The organism is Citrobacter sp. Cb041 (assembly GCF_030336655.1).
GTDB lineage: Bacteria > Pseudomonadota > Gammaproteobacteria > Enterobacterales > Enterobacteriaceae > Citrobacter > Citrobacter braakii.
This window is the reverse complement of the sequence record NZ_JAOWDD010000036.1, coordinates 85,388-104,217: the sequence shown is the minus strand read 5'-3', so window position 1 is coordinate 104,217 and position 18,830 is coordinate 85,388. Positions and strand designations below refer to the sequence as shown.

The 18,830-nt window shown below is 53.5% G+C and carries 19 protein-coding genes; 6 read left to right on the top strand and 13 right to left on the bottom strand.

Annotated elements, in window-relative coordinates:
• Positions 1-278 precede the first annotated feature (278 nt).
• Positions 279-1,184, bottom strand: a complete 906-nt coding sequence (locus OGV52_RS09235) for a LysR family transcriptional regulator (RefSeq protein WP_287108400.1) — start codon at positions 1,182-1,184, stop codon at positions 279-281.
• 110 nt (positions 1,185-1,294) lie between these two features.
• On the opposite strand from OGV52_RS09235, the gene OGV52_RS09230 reads away from it, so the two are divergent.
• The 3 genes from OGV52_RS09230 (at position 1,295) to OGV52_RS09220 (ending at position 3,631) form a co-directional block, all read left to right on the top strand.
• On the top strand, positions 1,295-2,302 hold the full coding sequence (locus OGV52_RS09230; RefSeq protein WP_016155033.1) for a zinc-binding alcohol dehydrogenase family protein: 1,008 nt from the start codon (positions 1,295-1,297) through the stop codon (positions 2,300-2,302).
• A 1-nt stretch (position 2,303) separates the two neighbouring features.
• Complete coding sequence (locus OGV52_RS09225) at positions 2,304-2,609, top strand: putative quinol monooxygenase (RefSeq protein ID WP_047415729.1); 306 nt, start codon at positions 2,304-2,306, stop codon at positions 2,607-2,609.
• A gap of 119 nt (positions 2,610-2,728) precedes the next feature.
• A complete protein-coding gene (locus OGV52_RS09220; protein ID WP_153689879.1) occupies positions 2,729-3,631 on the top strand; it encodes a carboxylate/amino acid/amine transporter in 903 nt (300 codons plus the stop codon).
• A gap of 28 nt (positions 3,632-3,659) precedes the next feature.
• Here OGV52_RS09220 and nlpA read toward each other — a convergent pair whose 3' ends face one another.
• Entirely contained in the window at positions 3,660-4,478 is an 819-nt protein-coding gene (nlpA, locus tag OGV52_RS09215) for a lipoprotein NlpA (RefSeq protein ID WP_016157795.1), read from the bottom strand.
• A gap of 171 nt (positions 4,479-4,649) precedes the next feature.
• Positions 4,650-5,066 (bottom strand): GNAT family N-acetyltransferase, encoded by a 417-nt coding sequence (locus tag OGV52_RS09210; RefSeq protein ID WP_016155037.1) that lies wholly within the window; start codon positions 5,064-5,066, stop codon positions 4,650-4,652.
• A 130-nt stretch (positions 5,067-5,196) separates the two neighbouring features.
• On the opposite strand from OGV52_RS09210, the gene OGV52_RS09205 reads away from it, so the two are divergent.
• Together OGV52_RS09205 and gmuD are read left to right on the top strand one after the other, a co-directional pair.
• Positions 5,197-5,490, top strand: coding sequence for a YicS family protein (locus tag OGV52_RS09205; protein ID WP_019078023.1), 294 nt, complete (start codon positions 5,197-5,199; stop codon positions 5,488-5,490).
• A gap of 92 nt (positions 5,491-5,582) precedes the next feature.
• Positions 5,583-6,965 (top strand): 6-phospho-beta-glucosidase GmuD, encoded by a 1,383-nt coding sequence (gene gmuD / locus OGV52_RS09200; RefSeq protein ID WP_200080324.1) that lies wholly within the window; start codon positions 5,583-5,585, stop codon positions 6,963-6,965.
• Between the two features lie 55 nt (positions 6,966-7,020).
• Here gmuD and nepI read toward each other — a convergent pair whose 3' ends face one another.
• The 9 genes from nepI to rbsK form a co-directional block, all read right to left on the bottom strand.
• Positions 7,021-8,205, bottom strand: a complete 1,185-nt coding sequence (gene nepI, locus OGV52_RS09195; protein ID WP_016155040.1) for a purine ribonucleoside efflux pump NepI — start codon at positions 8,203-8,205, stop codon at positions 7,021-7,023.
• A gap of 168 nt (positions 8,206-8,373) precedes the next feature.
• Positions 8,374-8,826: a DUF1198 family protein gene (locus OGV52_RS09190; RefSeq protein ID WP_016157801.1), complete on the bottom strand. Its 453-nt coding sequence runs from the start codon at positions 8,824-8,826 to the stop codon at positions 8,374-8,376.
• Positions 8,827-8,974: 148 nt separating this feature from the next.
• On the bottom strand, positions 8,975-10,366 hold the full coding sequence (gene uhpT / locus OGV52_RS09185; protein WP_003023929.1) for a hexose-6-phosphate:phosphate antiporter UhpT: 1,392 nt from the start codon (positions 10,364-10,366) through the stop codon (positions 8,975-8,977).
• Positions 10,367-10,508: 142 nt separating this feature from the next.
• Positions 10,509-11,837 carry an MFS transporter gene (locus OGV52_RS09180; protein WP_181221022.1) on the bottom strand — a complete coding sequence of 443 codons (1,329 nt, stop codon included), beginning with the start codon at positions 11,835-11,837 and terminating at the stop codon, positions 10,509-10,511.
• Between the two features lie 9 nt (positions 11,838-11,846).
• On the bottom strand, positions 11,847-13,349 hold the full coding sequence (gene uhpB, locus OGV52_RS09175; protein WP_287108396.1) for a signal transduction histidine-protein kinase/phosphatase UhpB: 1,503 nt from the start codon (positions 13,347-13,349) through the stop codon (positions 11,847-11,849).
• Positions 13,346-13,939 (bottom strand): response regulator transcription factor UhpA, encoded by a 594-nt coding sequence (uhpA, locus tag OGV52_RS09170; RefSeq protein WP_016155044.1) that lies wholly within the window; start codon positions 13,937-13,939, stop codon positions 13,346-13,348. Before uhpA ends, uhpB begins: the two co-directional genes overlap by 4 nt.
• Positions 13,940-14,134: 195 nt before the next feature.
• A complete protein-coding gene (locus tag OGV52_RS09165) occupies positions 14,135-15,148 on the bottom strand; it encodes an aldose 1-epimerase family protein (protein ID WP_016157804.1) in 1,014 nt (337 codons plus the stop codon).
• Between the two features lie 11 nt (positions 15,149-15,159).
• Complete coding sequence (fucP, locus tag OGV52_RS09160; protein ID WP_003023919.1) at positions 15,160-16,476, bottom strand: L-fucose:H+ symporter permease; 1,317 nt, start codon at positions 16,474-16,476, stop codon at positions 15,160-15,162.
• 27 nt (positions 16,477-16,503) lie between these two features.
• Complete coding sequence (gene rbsK, locus OGV52_RS09155; protein ID WP_003827124.1) at positions 16,504-17,424, bottom strand: ribokinase; 921 nt, start codon at positions 17,422-17,424, stop codon at positions 16,504-16,506.
• Between the two features lie 325 nt (positions 17,425-17,749).
• Here rbsK and OGV52_RS09150 point away from each other — a divergent pair, with 325 nt between their 5' ends.
• Complete coding sequence (locus OGV52_RS09150; RefSeq protein ID WP_047415709.1) at positions 17,750-18,535, top strand: DeoR family transcriptional regulator; 786 nt, start codon at positions 17,750-17,752, stop codon at positions 18,533-18,535.
• A 1-nt stretch (position 18,536) separates the two neighbouring features.
• Here OGV52_RS09150 and ilvN read toward each other — a convergent pair whose 3' ends face one another.
• Complete coding sequence (gene ilvN / locus OGV52_RS09145; protein ID WP_287108395.1) at positions 18,537-18,827, bottom strand: acetolactate synthase small subunit; 291 nt, start codon at positions 18,825-18,827, stop codon at positions 18,537-18,539.
• Between the last annotated feature and the right edge of the window lie 3 nt (positions 18,828-18,830).

Genomic DNA, 18,830 nt, shown 5'->3' with positions numbered 1-18,830 from the left:
ATGTATCGGGGCTATTATGTTTTATACCGTAGCGAAAGGCATCTCGTCAAATACCTTTTAATAAATATACAAGTCATTAAATCATCGACCAAAAAACCCTTAACATAAATATTATAAACACTGCATTAGTTTAAGAAATAATATTTATCGAAGAAACTATACTCAATGAAACAATTATCACTAACTGATCGGCGTTCCGATCAGATTAATGCCAGCAACAGAGATTAGCTATTATTTATGCGTATGGCTATCGAATAATATTCCTGCGATTGAACACCTCACGGGGAAATGCCCAACGTGTCACACCGCGCCTTCACGGCGTCATGCAGCAGACGGACAGCCGTTGAAAGCTGCTTACGATGTGGGCAAATCATATTCAGCGGGGCTTTCTCGCCCAGGTAATCAGGCATCAGTAGCTGCAATCGTCCATCACGCACATCCTCGCTGACATCCAGCCACGACTTGTACGCGATGCCTTCTCCGGCAATCGCCAGCCGTCGGATTACTTCAGCATCGTCGCTCATAATGGTGCCGTTAACCTGCACACTGCTAACCTCGCCGTTATGCGTAAACGTCCAGCGATCGTGCAGGCGTCCGCGTAAGACGAAGGTCATGGCGTTGAGCTGTGTTAAATCATCCGGAGTTTGCGGCGCGCCGTTTTGCACAACCCATTCCGGTGATGCCACCAGCACGCGTCGGTTACCCGATGCGACAGGCAGCGCAATGTAAGATGCGTCTTCGGTGTTGCCATAGCGAAACGCTACATCGACGGGGTCTTTAAAGACATCCGTCACCTGGTCGGAGAAAAAAATCCGCAGGCGCAGCGCGGGATAGCGGCGTCGAAACGACTGAAAGACCGGCAGCAGTAGGTTCCGACCGAGATCGGAAGGTACGGCGATTTGCAGCGTGCCTGAAACTTCATCATCCGGGGTCTGAATTTTTTGCAGTCCGGCATGCATCACGTCCAGCATCTGGCGGGCATAGGGTAGCCAGACCTCACCTTCCGGCGTCAGGCGCAGACTGCGCGTGGAGCGGGCGAACAAGCGGATAGCCAGCGTAGACTCCAGGCGCTTAATAGCAGAACTGACCTGAGCAGGCTGAACGCCGACTTCGCGTGCGGCATCGCTAAAACTATTCAGCGCCGCGGCGCGGACAAACAACGTGAGATCTTCAAGCCGGAACATTTTCACTCCCCGAGTATAAGTCCTGTCGCCGAAGGGCTATTTTTCCCGTTCTGCTACCGGTTTACCATCGAATTATTCAACAGATAGAAGGTTTATTAACCGGAGAGATTATGAAAGCCATCGCTATTACCCGCGCCGCAACCGACGGCAGTAACATTGAATTTTTACAAGAGATTGACCTGCCCATGCCCGTCGCCTCCGGGCACGATCTGCTGGTTGAAGTGAAGGCCATTTCCGTCAATCCCGTTGACACCAAGGTCCGCGAAGGTTTTAACGCTGATGTGCCCCGCGTGCTGGGTTGGGACGCCGTTGGCGTAGTGAAGTCCGTGGGTGAAGCAGTCACTCTGTTCGCTCCTGGCGATGAAGTCTGGTACGCCGGTGCGCTGGGTCGCGCTGGCAGTAACAGTGAATTTCAGCTGGTTGATGAACGTATTACCGCGCTGAAGCCGCAATCTCTGGACAACGCTTCTGCTGCGGCACTGCCGCTGACCGCCATCACCGCCTGGGAAATGCTGTTCGACCGTCTGGGCGTTGAGGAAAATGGCAATGAAAATGATGTGTTATTGATTGTTGGCGCTGCTGGCGGCGTCGGTTCTATCCTGACGCAACTGGCCAGTAAGCTGACCAAAATGACAGTCATCGGTACCGCTTCACGTCCACAGAGCCAGAAATGGGTACGTGAAGCAGGCGCTCATCACGTGATTGACCATAGCAAGCCGCTGATGGAAGAGCTGGCTCGGATAGGCATTAAAGAGGTGACGCACGTTGCCAGCCTGAACAATACCGAGCAGCACTACCCGCAAATTATTGCCGCCCTGGCGCCGCAGGGCAAACTGGCGCTGATTGACGATCCGCAAACCCTCGATGCACGTCCACTGAAGGCCAAAAGCATTTCGCTGCACTGGGAATTTATGTTTACCCGTTCGATGTTTACCACCCACGACATCATTGCGCAGCATCAGCTATTAACCCGCGTGGCACAGTTGATCGATGACAACACCATTCGCACCACGCTGGGCGAGCATTTTGGCGCAATCAACGCGGCGAATCTGCAAAAAGCGCACGCGCAAATTGAAACCGGTCGTTCAGTCGGCAAGATTGTGCTGGAGGGGTTTTAACATGTCTGATTCAGAGGTGATTTCAATTATTGCGGTACTGAAAGCCAGACCGGGGAAAATCGACGCGCTGAAACAGGCGCTGCAGGCTCTGCTGCTGCCCACGCGCCAGGAGCCGGGCAATATTGAGTATGCCCTGTTCCAGTTGCGCGACACACCGGATGTCTTCTACGTTCGTGAATCCTGGCGCGGTCAGGCCGGTCTGGACGAGCATATCGCCCTGCCCCATTTCCAGACGTTTATTCTGCAAATGAACGAGCTGCTGGCCGAACCGCTACGACTGGATTATCTGACGCCCATTGCGCCGTAAGATGACTGCCGAAGCCCCCCTGCGGTGTGGGGGGCTGTGCCCGTCATGTCTCACTCGCTTCGCTATCTCTGCTATGATGCCTGCACACAAATAAAACAAAACAACATGCAGAGGGAAAGATGAGTTCCACCAGAAGAGGGATGATGAACGTCCTGATTGCCGCCGTATTATGGGGAAGTTCAGGCGTTTGCGCGCAGTACATCATGGAGCAAAGCCAGATGTCGTCGCAGTTTCTGACCATGACGCGCCTGATTTTCGCGGGGCTCATTCTGCTGATGCTCTCTTTCGTTCACGGCGACAACGTATTCTCCATTATCAAAAACCGCAAGGACGCCATCAGCCTGCTGATTTTTTCCGTGGTCGGGGCACTCACCGTACAGCTAACCTTCCTGCTGACCATCGAAAAATCCAACGCCGCCACCGCGACGGTGCTGCAATTTTTGTCACCGACCATTATCGTGGCGTGGTTCTCCGTGGTGCGCAAAGCGCGGCCGGGGATTTTAGTGCTGACGGCGATCTTCACCTCACTCATCGGTACCTTCTTACTGGTCACCCACGGTAATCCGACGTCGTTATCTATCTCAGCTGCCGCGCTGTTTTGGGGAATAGCCTCGGCGTTTGCCGCCGCGTTCTATACCACCTACCCCTCAACGCTCATCGCGCGCTACGGCACGTTGCCGGTCGTCGGCTGGAGTATGTTAATCGGTGGAATGATCCTACTGCCGTTCTATGCCGGGCAGGGAACTCATTTCGTGGTGAATGGCAGTTTGGTTCTGGCGTTTTTCTATCTGGTGGTCATCGGCACGTCACTCACGTTTAGCCTGTACCTGAAAGGCGCGCAGATGATTGGCGGACCGAAAGCGAGCATTTTAAGCTGCGCGGAACCGTTGAGCAGTGCGTTGCTGTCCCTGCTGCTGTTAGGCATCACCTTTACCCTGCCAGACTGGCTGGGTACGCTTTTGATCCTCTCATCGGTCGTGCTTATCTCAATGGACTCACGTCGCCGCGCCAGAGCGGTTTAACCCCAACTGGCGCGGCAACGGGTGACGATTACCAGCCCGGAACTGCGCCGCCGTTAAAGATAGTTTCTGCCGCCTTCGCCACTTCCGGTGACTGATAAGATTGCAGGAATTCTTTCACATTCTCGGCATCTTTATTGTCTTCTCGCGCCACCAGGATGTTCACGTACGGTGAATTTTTGTCTTCGATAAATACGCTGTCATGTACCGGAGAAAGCCCGGTTTGCTGGATGTAGGTGGTACTGATAATCGCCACATCCACTTTTTGATCGTCCAGCACACGCGGTAGCTGTGCCCCTTCCAGTTCCATAATTTTCAGATGCCGCGGATTATCCGTAATATCCAGCGCCGTTGGCAGCAGGCCGGTATCCGCTTTCAGCGTGATTAACTTCTCTTTTTGTAGCAGCAACAGCGCCCGCCCAAGGTTGGTTGGATCGTTAGGTATCGCAATCGTCGCACCGTCTTTTAGTTCAGCAACGGTTTTGATTTTCTTCGAATAACCCGCCATCGGGAACACAAAGGTATTGCCCACCGCTACCAGCTTATAGCCGTGCGCTTTATTATCTTGTTCAAGGAACGGACGATGCTGGAAGACGTTGGCATCCAGCTCACCATGATTAGTGGCATCGTTGGGCAGCAGAGAACCGCTAAACCCCACCAACTCCACCTCCAGGCCATATTTTTCTTTAGCGACTTTCTTCGCGACTTCCGCCACATCCTGCTCTGCGCCGTTAATCACGCCCACTTTAATATGCTTTGCATCATTGTTCTGCTGATCGCATCCTGCCAGCAATAATCCCGCCAGTAATAACGCCGCCCCAGCCCCAAAATAAGGTATCTTCAGTTTCACGTTTTATCCTTTTGCAATAACCGCCTGATGAGTAATGAAATGACTATAGCGGGAAGGCCGCTGCGGTTTAAAAAACGAAAAAGCATCAGCAAGAAGAAAAAAGCATAATGCGAAAAGGAAAATTAATCGGAATGTGCCGTTAGGTCATCCCTTTTGCAGTCCTTCCGGTCATCAAAACGTTTTCGACAAATAATGGCGCGCGGAACCGGTTTCTGGAAAGTTATCGAGGGTCATTTGCAACTGATAGCCATTTTTCTGATAAAACGGCAGCGCCTGGAAACTCATCGTGTCCACCAGCGCATGCAGGCATCCTCTCTCACGCGCCGTCTGTTCAGCGGCCTGCATCAACTTTGTGCCGTAACCGCCTTTACGCAGCGAGTCATGCATCCACAGGAAATCAATGCACAGCCATTCGCCTTTGATTTTACCGATCAGCCCGCCCAGTATTTCATTGTGCTCATCGCGCCAGTACACCGCCAGGTCGCCAAAATTGGTGGTCCTCAGGAACTGGCGATTGTAGGCGCGCAATCCAACAAGCAGAGCATTTTGATCGTCTTCAGTAATGGTATCTGTAATCTGTATTTGCATCCTATCCTCCTGAAAAACTAAAACTTCTGGCTGATTTTCTTTTTAGAAATTAACACAGGCTGATGAGTGAGGCGCATGCCGTCTACACTTACTCTTGAGATGATGCGCATCGACAACAAGGATTATTATCATGAAACAAGCCGTTTTACCGCTTATTGCCATTCTTTTCATGCTGCCGGGTTTGGCGCAGGCCGATTCGGCTTATGGCTCTCTACAGTCCGTTCATGAAAAAAACACCGTATTGAAGGATTTACGCAAGATTTGTACCCCGCAGGGGTCGCCATCGGATGAGGTGTGGGAAAAAACGATTATGGCTGATACGCGTAATCAGCAACACATCCGCGAAGCCATTCTGGCAATACAAAGAAACAATCAGAACAACTACTGGGAAGCGCTGGGCAAAGTTGAATGCCCGGATTTGTAACTATCGCATTGAAAAACGAGTGCTGTAACCGGTTTCTGTTTTGCAAAATCGCCTATTGTGTAGGGAAATGAAACACATCAAGGAGCAAGATAATGCGATACCGTTTTCCCGAAAACTTTTGGTGGGGCAGTGCCTGCTCGGCGCTGCAAACCGAAGGGGATAGTCTGAACGGCGGCAAAAGCCAGACGACATGGGACGTGTGGTTCGACCGCCAGCCTGGGCGTTTCCATCAGGGGATTGGCCCGGCGAACACCTCGACCTTTTATCAGCACTGGAAACAGGACATCGCACTGCTCAAACAGCTGAAGCACAACAGCTTCCGCACTTCAATCAGTTGGTCACGACTGATCCCGGACGGTACTGGCGACGTCAATCCGCAGGCAGTTGATTTCTATAACAACGTCATCGATGAGCTGCTGGCGCAAGGCATTACGCCATTTATCACCCTGTTCCACTTCGATATGCCGATGGTGATGCAGGAGAAAGGTGGCTGGGAAAACCGTGATGTGGTTGAGGCGTTTGGTCGCTACGCACAAACCTGTTTTACCTTGTTCGGCAATCGGGTGAAGCACTGGTTCACCTTTAACGAACCGATTGTCCCGGTAGAAGGCGGCTATCTGTATGACTTCCATTACCCTAATGTGGTGGATTTCAAACGCGCGGCCACCGTGGCGTATCACACCGTACTGGCGCATTCCACGGCGGTGCGCGCGTACCACGCCGGAAGTTATGACGGTGAAATCGGTGTGATCCTGAATTTAACGCCCTCTTATCCGCGCTCACAACACCCGGCGGATGTAAAAGCTGCGCACCATGCGGATCTGCTGTTTAACCGCAGCTTCCTTGACCCGGTGCTAAAAGGTGAATATCCGGCGGATCTGATAGAGCTGCTAAAAGAGTACGATCAACTCCCAGCATGTCAGCCAGGCGACAGTCAGCTCATCGCCGATGGCAAAATCGACCTGCTCGGTATTAATTATTATCAGCCGCGCCGCGTGAAATGTCGTGATACTGCCGTCAATCCTGACGCACCGTTTATGCCGGAGTGGCTGTTTGATTATTACGAAATGCCGGGGCGTAAAATGAACCCTTACCGTGGCTGGGAAATTTACGAGCCAGGTATTTACGATATTATTACTAATCTGCGTGATAACTACGGCAACCCGCGCTGTTTTATTTCTGAAAACGGCATGGGAGTCGAAAATGAGCAACGTTTTATTCAGCAGGACCAAATCAACGACAGCTACCGTATTGAATTTGTTTCCGCGCATCTTAAATGGCTACATAAAGGCGTTAGCGAAGGGTGTAATTGTCTTGGCTACCATATGTGGACCTTTATTGATAACTGGTCCTGGCTCAACGGATATAAAAACCGCTACGGTTTTGTCCAGTTAGATTTAGATACGCAAAAACGTACGGTGAAGAAAAGCGGCGAATGGTTTGCCCATACCGCCGAAAACAAGGGTTTTGATTGAGTCAGCCGTCAGATAGCGGTGTTGCCTGAAAGCTGCGCGCCATCAGGCAACAATCTCACTGTATTCTGACCTTCATCGTGACCAGAAGCGCCGTCAGCAGCATCAGGCTGCCGGAAAGCATCAGAGGCGAAAGCAGTCCGAGGTTATCGAGCGCATAGCCTCCCACCGCTGCCCCGCAGGTATTGGCAAGCTGGATCACGGCGACCTGGACGGATCCAGCTTTTTCTGCCTGATCGGCAAGCGATCGGGTGATCCACGTCGACCAGCCGACCGGAACTAACGCAAACGCCAGGCCCCAGATAATCGCAATACCTGCCGCCACAACTTTGTCGCTACCCCACAGGATCAGGACCAGCGCGCTAAGCGCCAGTACCAGCGGCGCACCGGCTAAGGCCAGTTTGACCGAGCGCTTCAGAACCACCGAGGAGAGCGACGTCCCGACAAAGCTGGCGATACCAAAACTCAGCAGCACCAACGTCAGGCCATCAACTTCAAAGCCTGCCAGATTCATATAGATCGGGCGAATATAGGTAAAGAAGGCGAACTGTCCGGCAAAGGACATAAAGATGGCAATCATCCCGGCCATCACCCCCGGGCGCTGCAGCAGGCTGAACATATTTTGTTTCTGATGCGAAGGTTCACCTGGCAACGACGGCAGCGCTCTCACCACCCAAATCGTGCACAGCACGCCCATTACCGCCGCCGCATTAAACACGTTGCGCCAGCCGATAATACCGCCCAAAAAACTCCCCAGCGGCGCGGCAATCACCAGCGCGACAGAGACCGCGCCAAAAATCACCGACAGCGCTTTCGGTACCGTACGGGCGGGAACCAGACGCATGGTCAGCGACGCCGACATCGCCCAGAATCCGCCAAGCGCCAGACCGAGGCAGGCGCGGCCAATGAGCAGCAGTGAAAAAGAGTTGGCAAAGGAAACCAGCAGGCAGGAGAGCGTCAGCAGCACCGAAAACACGATCACCACGTAGCGACGATCGGTCGCCTGGATAATTTGCGTCACAAACAGGCTGGCGAACATGGCAACAAATGCCGTCACAGTCACCGATTGTCCGGCAACACCTTCAGAAATCCCCAGATCCTGCGCCATCGGCGTTAACAGGCTAACGGGCAGAAACTCAACGGTTATCAGGCAGGCAACGCAGAACGCCACGGCGAATACCGCCGACCAGTTCGGTCGGGCATTTGCCTCAGCGCGGGATTTTTGTTCAACAGCTTCACTCATTTTGTTACCTGCGTGGGGTTATTGCAGAAAAGTTACGCAGTGTAACATTAAATTTGTGACGCATTTAACGTTTTGGCAACTTTACCGCTGAATGTCGACGTGTCTTATTCGACCAGCGGCAGGGTCCCTTTGTCGGCCTGAGTCACGTAACGCCAACAGGCATGACTGTCAGTGTAGCCAGTGCACGCCATCTTCGGGCTGGAAAAAGGCGTTATAGCGCATCTGAAACGCATTAAACTCCTGCATATCCGGCTCTATTTCGCGCAGAAAACCGAGCGCCAGACGCACCTGTGCGTCAGTAATCGGCGTGGCCAATCGGGCTTTTTGCAGCCAACGGTGCCATTGCAGCAGATTCGACTCACTGCCGTCGACAATAACGATTTGCCAGATCAACAACACCTGGGCAGCATTTTGCAGATGCGATTCATCTGGGCGGTGGAGGTACTGTAAAAAAGCCTCACCCTGTACTTTTCCCATCTGATCGATCATCGACTCTACCGGCACAACATCAATATTCAGTCGCTCGCTCAGACGGCGAATTGCCCGTCGAGATCCGGACGTCAACACCCGAAAACCCACTACAAAAACAACGACCAATGTGGCCAGCATTATCCAAATCATGCGCACATCCATTACCAGACAGGATGCCCATCATAACGGCAAATTCCTCTCTGTCGACGACTGAACGTATCAACACGATTCAGGATGGATCCGCGACATAAAAAAGCCCGCCATTCAGGCGGGCAAAAGTTACCAATGCACACTTAACTTAAGCGACTTTCAATTGTTGAATTTTTTTCTCGCGGCGAATTTTACGTTCTTCAAACACGGCCACGATGGCCATCAGGCAGATACAACCGATGGCGGCGGTATCCAGCGCGGCGAACGTGCCCGCCCAGCCGGTCAGACCAAAAATCGGCGTGCCGTCGGCAATCATCCCCAGACCCAGCTTGGCGAAGCTGTCACCAATCAGATATGCGAAGGTGCCTTTAATCCCATCGGCTGCGCCGATCGCTTTTTTCGGTACGAATCCGACGGCTGCAACGCCGATTAACAGCTGAGGACCGAACACCAGGAAGCCCAGCGCAAACAGCGAAGCCAGATAGACATACTGGTTGCTGGCGTGCTGATAAACGCCCAGAGTTGCGATAATCAACGCCAGCGCCACGCAGGCTACCAGCGCACGACGACCGTTAGCCAGGTCAGAGAGCCAACCCCACAATAGCGTGCCGACCAACGCGCCCACTTCAAACAGGGTAAAACCCTGAATCGCCACTTCTTTGGAGAGCTTCAGCTCCTGGAAAGCGTAGACAGTGGACCACTGGTCGATACCGATGCGCACCACGTACAGGAAAATGTTGGAGAAGCACAGCAGCCAGATCACTTTGTTTTTCAGCACGTACTCAACAAAGATCTGCCATTTGGTCATCTCATTTTCTTCAGTCTCTTTGTCCTCTTCGCTTATCTCCTCGCCGAACAGCTCTTCAGCTTTACCGAGGCCATAAGACTCCGGGGAGTCGCTGCCGTAGCGCAGGCCGATAAAGCCGACAATCAGGGCGATAATTGACGGGAAGATAAACATACCAATGACGTGACCGTCGAACAGATAGTTGGCGCCAAACAGCGCCACGCCAGCCGCACCCGCACCACCGAGGTTATGGGAGATATTCCACATGCCGAGGTAAGAACCCCGCTTGCGACGCGGCGTCCATTTGGTGATGGTGGAATAGCTACACGAGCCACCGGTACTCTGGAAAAAACCGCTCAGCGCGTAGAAGGCGATCATCAGGAACAGGCTGGTTGAACCCGCCCCCATGCTGGCGCTGAAGCCGAGCATACAGATGGCGGAGAGGATCAGCATAAACGGCAGGAACTGCTTGGTATTTTTGCCGTCGGCGTAGTAGGAAACCAGCGTTTTACCCACGCCGTAGGTGATGGAGAAGCCCAGGCCAATCATTCCCAGCTGCGTCATGCTCAGCCCGTAGGTGGAGATCATGTCGTTCTGCGCGATGTTGAAGTTTTTGCGGATCAGATACATGGTCAGGTAGCCAATAAAGACCACCAGATAGGACTGCATGAACGGTTTGAACCACATTTTGCGCCGCACATCGAGCGGCAGATCCAGGGTCGGCTTGCGTACCTGGTTTAGAAAGGCCAGCATTTAACACTCCCGAGCTAATTTTTATACCTGCGAATGGCAGGCATTGTAAAAATCAGCCGGGGGACACGCCTGAGACAGCGTCCAGGTGAAACCGGGAAAATTTCTTAGTTTTGCCCTACTCAGGGCAAAAAGGTGAGGTGCATCACGCTTCGTTGAGTTCGCGTGGAGCCTGGGCGTTCAAAAACGGCAGCAGCAGCAGCGCGGAAATCCCCGCCGCAATGGCGATCACCACAAAGAATCCGGTCCAGTGCCAGACCTCCATCACCTTCGCCAGCGGCCAGCCGGAAAGCGATGCCCCCAGATAGGCAAACAGCCCGACAAATCCGGTTGCCGCGCCCGCTGCCTCTTTGTGCGAGCACTCCGCCGCCGCCATGCCGATCAGCATTTGCGGGCCGAAGACGAAGAATCCGGTGGTGAAGAAGCACGCCGCCTGCATCACGTAACTGGCGAACGGCATCAGCCACAACGAGCCCACGGAGAGCAAAATTCCGGCAGCAAAAATCAGGTTCATTGGACCGCGGTTGCCGTTAAACAGTTTGTCCGAGCCCCAGCCTGCGACCAGCGCGCCGATAAATCCGCCCAATTCGAACATGGTCACGGCGGTATTGGCGGTCACCAGATCCACGCCGAGCGTCTCCGACATATACAGATTGCCCCAGTCGTTGATGGCGGCGCGGACGACGTACACCAGCACGTAACACAGCGACAGCAGCCAGATATAGGGGTTCAGCAACACATAGCGAGTGAGGATCTCTTTACGGCTCAGCCCTGCGCCTTCCTGCTGCTGGGCGATTTCCAGCTCATCATGGCGCCAGTCGCCAATCGGCGGCAGACCAATCGCCTGCGGCCTGTCGCGCAGCCGCCAGCAGAGAAAAATCCCCACTACAATCGCCAGCAGCCCGGCGATCATCATCCCGGCACGCCAGCCGTAGAGCAGCGCCGTCGCCGCCATCACGATAGGGATCAGCGCCCCGCCAACATTGTGCGCAGTATTCCACAGCGCCCACCAGCCGCCGCGTTCGGTACGCGAATACCACGCGGTCAATAAACGCGCGCAGACCGGCGACCCCCAGCCCTGGAAAAAGGCGTTCAGCGCCCAGAGCACCGCAAAAGCCCAGAGCGAGGTGGAGAAGCCAAACAGAATGTTCACCACGCCGGTGGCGATAAGCCCAAACCCCATAAAATAGCGGGCGTTGGAACGGTCACTGACGATACCGGAAACAAACTTCGACAGGCCGTAGGTGATGTAAAACAGCGTCGCCAGCAGACCAATGTCGCTGCGGGTCAGCACGCCGCTGGTGAGGATATCCGGTACGGCGGCGTTGAAGCTCTTGCGTGTGAAATAGAACAGCGCGTAGCCGAGCCAGATAGTGGTCAGAATATGTCGCCGCCAGTAGCGGTAGAGGGCATCCACTTCACGCTTATCGGTGATGAGCGGCGCGCTGACTGGGGCTTTTAAAAACGAAAACATGATCGCTCCTTACACATAACGCTGGGGTAACGACACGCTGACCCGCGTGCCGTGCGTACAGGAAATCGAGAGCGATCCCCCGAGGGCGGTAATACGTTCACGCATCCCGGTGAGGCCAAATCCCTGCTGATTCGACCCCGGCGGCAGGCCGCTGCCGTCGTCCTCAATCACCAGCATCAGCCGTTCATCCTGCTGCCAGCCCTGAAGCGTCACCGCGCTGGCGTTGGCGTGCTTAACGATGTTGTTCAGCCCTTCCTGACAAACGCGAAACAGCGTCACCCGCTGACTTTCGCTGAGTGCAGATTCGTCAATTCGCCAGTCAAGGTGGCTGACGATGCCGCGGCTTTCCAGCTCCATTTCACGCATCAATGAGCGGATCGCTTGTTCCAGCGTGAGATCATCCAACTGGCGCGGACGCAGACGACCCAACAGACGACGCACAGAATCGTATACGCCAAGAGAAAGTTGTTCGATATGCACCCCGCTGCGCTTCACCCCTGCGTTTTCCGGCGCCAGCCGCTGGACAATGCCCGCCTGGGTGCGAATGGCGGTGATGGTCTGACCGATATCATCGTGCAGTTCGCGCGCCACATCCCGGCGCACGCTCTCTTCGGTCTCCAGCAGGCGTTCAGCCAGACGGTGGTTGCGCGCTAATTCGTTTTGCAGCGACTGGTTAAGCTCGCGCAGACGCTGGATCCCCGCGCCGAGCAGCAGCCCGGTCAGGCTTTGCACCAGCAGGGAGAGCAACAGGTCGACGGGATGATCGTGCCAGGTCTGGCTGGCAATCAGCGCAATGGCGTTCATTAACGTGGCAATCAGCGCCCCCTGCCAGCCGTAGTGCCAGGCGAGCGCAATGATCGGCAGCGCGAGGCAAAACGGCGTGAAGCGCGACAGTTCATCGGGCAGGCCAAGCTGCAACCACAGGCTGACGCTAAACAGCAGCAGATACCAGACCAGATGCCGCCCGCGCCAGTTCACCGGCTGAGACACCACCGCCGGGCCCAGCGGCAACCAGGTGGTGCTGGTAAGATAGTGCCAGAAAACCAGACAGATCGGAGCCAGCGTTAATCCACCAGTGAGCGTCAGCAGTAGGGCATTCCACGCCTCTTCGCCTTGCCCAAGCCAGGGCAGCGATTGCAGCAACGCCGCCGCCGTCAGCGCCGCGCCCTGCAACAGCAGCGTGCGCCAGTCGCGCTGATGGCGGTAGCGCGAAATCAGCATCACCGGGAGTAACGTGAGGAAGCTCCCGATCATCAAAAGTAGCAAGTGAGCCAGCGCCACTTCCTGCGCCAGCCAGAAAAGAAGCAGCCATTCCGCACCCAGCAGCACCGGCCAGTAGCCGCGTGGACATTGCAGCATCAGCCCCAGACGCAGGCCAAACGGAAACAGCAGTACCGCCAACTCCGGGCGCTCAACCAGGTGCAGGCTGATACTCCACAAGCAGAACCACGCGGCAGAGAAGATAAAGAAGCAGGCAACAACGGTGATGAACCGGGAACAGAGCGTGTTCATTGCCAGCCGTCAAACATCCGGCGGGCCAGTTCGACATCGTTGCTAACGCCCAGTTTTTCCATCAGGTTAGCGCGATGCACGTGCACCGTTTTCGGCGACAGGCCCAGTTCGGCGGCAATCTCTTTTACCGCCATGCCTTGCGCCAGTTTCTCCGCCACCTGACGTTCGCGTTTGGTCAGCGGATCCTGACGACCAGCCGCCAGTTTGACGGCGATATCCGGCGTCAAATAGCAACCGCCGGTCGCCACGGTATGCACCGCCGCGATCAGCTCATCAGGGCTACAGCGTTTAGAAAGGAAACCACGCGCGCCCGCGTTGAGCGCCTGCTCCACCAGCGCCGGGCTGTCGTGGACGGAGAGCATGATAATCGCCATCCCTTTTGGCAACTGGCTTAACAGTTCAAGACCGGAGATATCAGGCATCGAGATATCACAGATACATACCTGCACGCCACGTCCCGGTAATCCCGCCAGCGCCTCACTGCCTGAGCCGAACTCAGCCACAACCTGCAAATCAGGTTCCAGCCCCAGCAACTGGGCAAAGCCGGAGCGGACGATAGTGTGGTCGTCGATAAGGGCAACGGTGATCATGGGTTCTGTCCTGGGGGATAAAAAACGTGCTTACCTTAACGATATACACTTTATCCTTCAAGCAGCCTCTGCGTTGGCTTGGTCTGCTCACCCCAGTCACTGACTTGAGTAAGCTTCTGAGGTGAGCAGACTTGCCGCCTTATGCAGCTTGAAGGATTTTGTGTTCCGACGCGCTGCTGTTTAAGCCTTGAGCGATCAGGCGATGCCAGTTGTGACGGTAAATGTGCGGGTGTGCTGCGGTTCTAGCTGAATCAACGTGCCTTTTCGCTGTGCCGCCAGGAAGCCTTCTGGGCGACAGGTCGCAGGTAGGGCGAAGGCTGCCACCTGCTGATCGCCGTTATAGAGGATCCAACGGGTGACATAATTCAGCTCCGCGCTGGAGAAACGTGTCACGAACGTGGTGCCATCAGGTGCGATCATGCGAAATTCAGGCTTATCCGTGTATCGGTCCAGTTGGTCAGCGAAGAAAACGATTTCCGGATCGTAAAAATCGGGCTCGTTGAGGCGCCCCAGCGAGGCCTCGCCCTGGATGATCCGCTGATTAAACGCCAGCCACTGCTCGGTAGGTTTAACATGCGCGGGTACCGACTCACGCAACTTCATGGCTTCATCCGGGATATTCTGGCTGAAGGTCGCTTCCGGTACGTAGGCATAGTTCATATGGCACATATACTGTAAAGGCATTGCCACTGAGGCGAGGTTGGTGACCGCCATCTGAATATCAAACAGCGCACTCGCTTTGCGCATAATCACCGCAGGATGCGCCTGATAATGATGACCGAATCCCATCACATACTCGTAGCGTCCGCTCACGCGCAAATTCTCTCCCTCCAGCTCCAGCCAGGCCTCATCCATCGCGGCACAGGCCATTTCGCCATGCAACGGGTGAGAATCTTCCGGCGAAGGGCAGCCATTAGCCAATATACCCGAGTGGAAAGCAAAGCAGCCGTATGTCGCTACCACTTCCGCAGCCGGTTTCGGCTGGCTAAACATGTTGCGCATAGTCAGTTCATGCCCGTCAAACTGAGCATCCCAGATCATCTGCCCCATCCAGGGCAGAATAACCAGATGTCCACGACTGTTTTCTACCTTCAGCCCTTCCACACCGCTGGCGTAACGAAATGCGGTAACCGTGAAGTCGCTATTCTTCAGTAAGATTCGCGGATGCTCTGCAAAGAGTTCCCGCCACAGCGTGATACGTGTTGTCATGATCGCTCTCCTCAGGAAACAGTCGCTTCAGCCAGGTTATTGCGCACTTTGCTTTCACGCCAGAAGTAGATACCGACGTACACGAAGCACAACATGGAGACCAGGAACGAGAGTTGTAGCGAGTGGAACATATCGGCCACATAGCCCTGAATTGCCGGAACCACCGCTGCACCAACAATCGCCATGACAATGACTGCTCCCGCCATTTCAGTATGTTCGTTATCCACGGTATCCAGCGTACCGGCATAGATTGTCGCCCAGCAGGGTCCAAACAGGACGCTCACCAGTACGGCAACGTACACGGCGCTAAAGCTTGGCGCCAGCGCAACATAGACCAGAAACAGTGCGCCAATGATGGAGTAGAGGATCAGCACTTTTTCCGGATTGAAGCGTGTCATCAAGATGTTGGCGATAAACTTGCCGATAAAGAAGCAGGCAAAGCTATAGACCATGAAGGTTGAGGCGTCGCGCTCGTTGATATCGCCCAATTCCAGCGCCAGACGGATGGTAAATGACCACACCGCGACCTGCATCCCCACGTACAGGAACTGCGCCACAATCCCACGGCGGAAACGGGCATTGCTGGCCAGATAACGCAGCGTATCCATCGCTGACGGACGTTTATGACTCGCCGTTTGCGCGACTTTACAGGTCGGGAAGCGGGTCAGCAGGAACAACACCATCACCACAACCAGCACCATAATCATGTACTTGTAAGGCTCAAGGGTATTTTCCAGCATCAACACTTTAAAGTTGTGGATCTGCTCCGCGTTCATCCCAGCCATCTGTTTTTCCAGACTCTCGCCTTCAGAGAAGACCAGATATTTACCCAGCAGAATACCGGCGGCTGCACCAATGGGGTAAAAGGTCTGGCTGATGTTCAGGCGCAGGGTGGCATACGCTTTTGGGCCAATCATGGAGCTGTAGGTGTTGGCTGCAGTTTCCAGGAAGCTCAGGCCAATCGCAATCGCAAAAATTGCCGCGAGGAACATGGTGTAGGTGGCCATGTGCGATGCCGGGAAAAAGAGCGTACAGCCAACAATATAAAGGGTCAGTCCCATTAAGATGGCGATTTTATAACTGGTCTTTTTAATCACCAAAGATGCCGGAATCGCAATTAAAAAATAACCGCCATAAAAGGCACTCTGAACTAATGCCGAAGCAAAGTTGCTGAGTGAAAATACGCTTTTGAATTGCGTAATCAGAATATCATTTAATGCGGCTGCGCATCCCCATAAAGGGAATAAACAGGATAACAAAATAAACTGGAACAGAGGCGTCTTATTCAGATAGCCGTCGGGCATCTGAATGATGTTTTTATCGTTCATAGTGCTACCTTTTACAATGCAGGAGTATTATTCGTTTAAGGTAAGAAACTCATTAAATTGTTCGATGCTTGGATAAGATGATTGAGTGCCTTTCCCGGTAACGCTGAATGCAGCGAAGAGAGCGGCTTTTTTCATGGCGGCTTCGACATCACCGCTTTGAACGTAATAGTGGGCAAAACAACCGATGAAAGCGTCACCTGCGCCACTGGTATCGACAGCGTTCACTTTAAACGCCGGGACATGGACTTCCTGGTCACGCGTCATCCACAGAGCACCTTTCTCCCCCATGGTGACGATAATATTGTTCAGACCTTTATCGACCAAAGAACGTGCCGCGGCGCGAATATGGTCATAGGTATCCACCGGCATACCGGTTAATATTTCGAGCTCGGTTTCATTTGGCACGAAGAAATCGCATTTACAGGCATAAGACATATCTAATTCCCGTAATGCAGGGGCGGGATTTAATAACACTTCAATACCGTGTTTTTTACCGAATTCAATCGCGTGATAAACCGTTTCCAACTGTACTTCCAGCTGCAGGACAATAAGTTGACACTTTTTCAGATCTTCCGCCGCGCGATCGATATCTTCCGGGGAGAGAAACTTGTTGGCGCCTTTAATAATCAGAATGCTGTTGCTGGAGTTTGCATTAACAAAGATCGGTGCAACGCCGCTGCTGGTGCAGGGTACCTTTTCGACATAGGTCGTATTAATCCCCCAGGATTCGAGATTACGAATGGTGTTATCCGCAAAAATATCATCACCGACTTTCGTCAGCATCAGCACTTTGGAATTGAGCTTAGCAGCCGCAACGGCCTGATTTGCCCCTTTACCGCCACAACCAATTTTAAAGGCGGGTGCTTCCAGCGTTTCCCCTTCTTTGGGCATCTGGTTGATGTAGGTGATGAGATCCACCATGTTGGAGCCAATAACCGCGATATCCATTTTACTACCTCTCAGAAACAATCACACAACAATGATATTAAAATAACATTATCATGTTACTTCCGTATCATTTGTGACTAGGATCGCGATTGGAGGATCATTTTATTGTTTATTTATTATGCTAAATGTTGCGTCTCTATCACACTCAAAATGATTAACTTGCTTACAATTGACTGAAAACTCGCTGCTTATAATCAATAAAACGTGTAAAAACACGCTTTTATTTCCCAATGGTCAGACGTATAGTAATGCAGCAATATCATGTTCCCAGAAACACATAAATGTTACTGAAGGAACATAAAAACATGATTCGTGGAGAGTGTGCATGGAAACCAAGCAAAAAGAACGTATTCGACGTCTGATGGAATTGTTGAAGAAGACCGACAGAATCCATCTGAAAGAGGCGGCGCGCATGCTGGAGGTTTCCGTGATGACCATCCGTCGGGATCTCAGCCAGGATGACGAACCATTGCCGCTTACGCTACTCGGTGGTTACATCGTGATGGTGAACAAGCCCGCCACCCTCGTTAACGCTCCGCTCCCCGTGCAAAAGCAGTATCATCGCGACGATTTACCGGTTGCCATTCTGGCCGCGGGACTGGTCAGTGAAAACGATCTGGTCTTTTTTGATAATGGTGCAGAAATGCCATTAGTCGTCAGCATGATCCCGGACGATATTACCTTTACCGGAATTTGCTACTCACACCGGGTATTCGTGGCGCTAAATGAAAAACCCAACGCCACGGCGATTCTTTGCGGGGGCACCTATCGGGCGAAAAGTGATGCCTTTTACGACACCAGCAATCCCTCTCCGCTGGATGCGCTCAACCCACGAAAAGTGTTTATCTCTGCCAGCGGAGTCCATGAGCATTTCGGCGTTAGCTGGTTCAATCCGGACGATCTGGCCACCAAACGCAAAGCGATGGAGCGCGGATTGCGCAAAATTCTGCTGACCCGCCACGCCCTGTTTGATGAGGTTGCTCCCGCCAGCATTGGCCCGCTCTCCACTTTTGACGTACTGATAAGCGATCGCCCGTTGCCGGCAGATTATGCAACCCACTGCCGGAACGGCTCTGTCAAAGTCATCACCCCGGATTCAGACGGCGACTAACTCACTCAAAGAAAACCGTGATTTTGTTAAACATCGACGGGTCGGACTGGTTGCGGGCCACTTTCACCACATCTTCCAGCTTGTCGATCTGGCTTATCATCTGCTCAAGACGCTGATCGTCATTGACCAGTAGCCAGATGCGGCTCTTGTCGCTGTCCTGAATCGGTAGACAGAGAATGCCTTCCACGTTGAACGCGCGGCGGGCAAACAGCCCGCAGACGTGGGTCATTACGCCCGGATGGTTGCGTACGGTGAGTTCCAGGATTACGTTGTCATGAATCTGCTGTTGCATGGC